We start from the raw sequence: 2,500 nt of genomic DNA on the forward strand, positions 1-2,500 counted from the left end.
GGGACTGTCCCTAGCTCCTCTGTCAAGCAACTGCGTCGATGACCGCCAGTGACTGGTCTACGACCATGGCACGGAAGACGACATCGGAAAGTCGACGCTTGAGAACCCGAAGTGCTTCCATCCCTCCGTCACCGTTCTTTCGGCGTCGGTCAAGCAATTCGCGGGCGGGTGCGTGGCACCGTGCTTGCGTCAGAGCAATGCGATGAATACCGGCATTGATTTGCCGGTTCCCTGTGCGCGAGAGCCGATGTCGCGCATGATTCGACGACCACACCGGCAACGGTGCGGTTCCGTTGTGGCGGGCGAACGCATCCTTGGAGTGAAATCGGCCGACCTGAGCGGTCTCGCCGAGGATCTTCGCTGCGGTCAAAGCGCCGCAGCCCGGGATCGCCAGCAAGGACGGTGCCAGCACGGTGGTTCGGGAAGTGATCTCGGCGGCGAGTTCGTCGATCTCGACCGTGAGACGGCGGAGATGGTCGACGAGTCGGGCCGCGAGGTCGGCCACCAGTCCGGCGAAGTCCGACACATGCGTCTGAACTTTGACAAAGGCGCTGGCCCGTTCCATTTTCGCCGGCTGTGTCCACCCCGGATCGAGTTCGTGCAAATGCCAACGCAGCCGAGCGATGATGCGGGTGCGTTCGCCGACAAGGTCTTCACGGTGATCGACGAGGAGCCTGATTTCGCGTTCGACACCGTCGAGTCGGGCGACCGGCAGATCCGGCTCGCGCAGCGCGGCTCGGGCGACGGCAAGAGCGTCAATCGGATCTGATTTTCCGTAGCTGCGGGCCGAGTCTCGGGCGTGGGCCATCAACTTCGGTGGCACCCGCACCACCCGTTCTCCGGCGGCGATCAGGTCTCGCTCGAGTCGTCGACTCAGGTGCCGGCAATCCTCGATCGCCCAGATGCGATCATCGTCTTTTCCTGTCGCCCATCGCAGTAGCGTGAGGTGGTCTTTACTTGTCGTGCCAACGGTTTTCGTCGATAGCTGTTGCCCCATCTGATCGGTGGCGACGGCGGTGTGGGTGCGCTTGTGCGCATCGATTCCGATGACGATCATGATTGTTGTGTCTCCTGCCTCGATACCGGGTTGGTGGCATGGGCCGGTCGATCGGCATATCCCAGTCAGGGGCGACGCCACGCTCCTCTCGAGCCAGATCGTCCGGTCCTTTCGGTGTCGGCTGGCCGCACTAGGGACATTAGCCACGGAGGCGAATAAACGGTGGAGCGAACCAGCCGACCTATCAATCGTGACACTGGCCTCTGTCAAGCAACTGCGTCGATGACCGCCAGTGACTGGTCTACGACCATGGCACGGAAGACGACATCGGAAAGTCGACGCTTGAGAACCCGAAGTGCTTCCATCCCTCCGTCACCGTTCTTTCGGCGTCGGTCAAGCAATTCGCGGGCGGGTGCGTGGCACCGTGCTTGCGTCAGAGCAATGCGATGAATACCGGCATTGATTTGCCGGTTCCCTGTGCGCGAGAGCCGATGTCGCGCATGATTCGACGACCACACCGGCAACGGTGCGGTTCCGTTGTGGCGGGCGAACGCATCCTTGGAGTGAAATCGGCCGACCTGAGCGGTCTCGCCGAGGATCTTCGCTGCGGTCAAAGCGCCGCAGCCCGGGATCGCCAGCAAGGACGGTGCCAGCACGGTGGTTCGGGAAGTGATCTCGGCGGCGAGTTCGTCGATCTCGACCGTGAGACGGCGGAGATGGTCGACGAGTCGGGCCGCGAGGTCGGCCACCAGTCCGGCGAAGTCCGACACATGCGTCTGAACTTTGACAAAGGCGCTGGCCCGTTCCATTTTCGCCGGCTGTGTCCACCCCGGATCGAGTTCGTGCAAATGCCAACGCAGCCGAGCGATGATGCGGGTGCGTTCGCCGACAAGGTCTTCACGGTGATCGACGAGGAGCCTGATTTCGCGTTCGACACCGTCGAGTCGGGCGACCGGCAGATCCGGCTCGCGCAGCGCGGCTCGGGCGACGGCAAGAGCGTCAATCGGATCTGATTTTCCGTAGCTGCGGGCCGAGTCTCGGGCGTGGGCCATCAACTTCGGTGGCACCCGCACCACCCGTTCTCCGGCGGCGATCAGGTCTCGCTCGAGTCGTCGACTCAGGTGCCGGCAATCCTCGATCGCCCAGATGCGATCATCGTCTTTTCCTGTCGCCCATCGCAGTAGCGTGAGGTGGTCTTTACTTGTCGTGCCAACGGTTTTCGTCGATAGCTGTTGCCCCATCTGATCGGTGGCGACGGCGGTGTGGGTGCGCTTGTGCGCATCGATTCCGATGACGATCATGATTGTTGTGTCTCCTGCCTCGATACCGGGTTGGTGGCATGGGCCGGTCGATCGGCATATCCCAGTCAGGGGCGACGCCACGCTCCTCTCGAGCCAGATCGTCCGGTCCTTTCGGTGTCGGCTGGCCGCACTAGGGACATTAGCCACGGAGGCGAATAAACGGTGGAGCGAACCAGCCGACCTATCAATCGTGACACTGGCT

2 protein-coding genes are annotated in these 2,500 nt (G+C 62.4%); both read right to left on the reverse strand.

Translation table 11 applies throughout. The features are described 5' to 3' along the window. Window positions 1-22: 22 nt before the first annotated feature. Entirely contained in the window at window positions 23-1,057 is a 1,035-nt protein-coding gene (locus MTX36_RS29335; protein WP_243623178.1) for an IS110 family transposase, read from the reverse strand. Between the two features lie 206 nt (window positions 1,058-1,263). Beyond that, window positions 1,264-2,298 carry an IS110 family transposase gene (locus MTX36_RS29340; RefSeq protein ID WP_243623178.1) on the reverse strand — a complete coding sequence of 345 codons (1,035 nt, stop codon included), beginning with the start codon at window positions 2,296-2,298 and terminating at the stop codon, window positions 1,264-1,266. Between the last annotated feature and the right edge of the window lie 202 nt (window positions 2,299-2,500).

The sequence above is a fragment of the Rhodococcus sp. ARC_M6 genome, from assembly GCF_022810305.1.
In the GTDB taxonomy this organism is placed as follows: domain Bacteria; phylum Actinomycetota; class Actinomycetes; order Mycobacteriales; family Mycobacteriaceae; genus Rhodococcus_F.

Coding starts and splice junctions, on each gene's coding strand:
- MTX36_RS29340 (WP_243623178.1), bottom strand. CDS start 2,298: ATGATCGTCATCGGAATCGATGCGCACAAGCGCACCCACACCGCCGTC.
- MTX36_RS29335 (WP_243623178.1), bottom strand. CDS start 1,057: ATGATCGTCATCGGAATCGATGCGCACAAGCGCACCCACACCGCCGTC.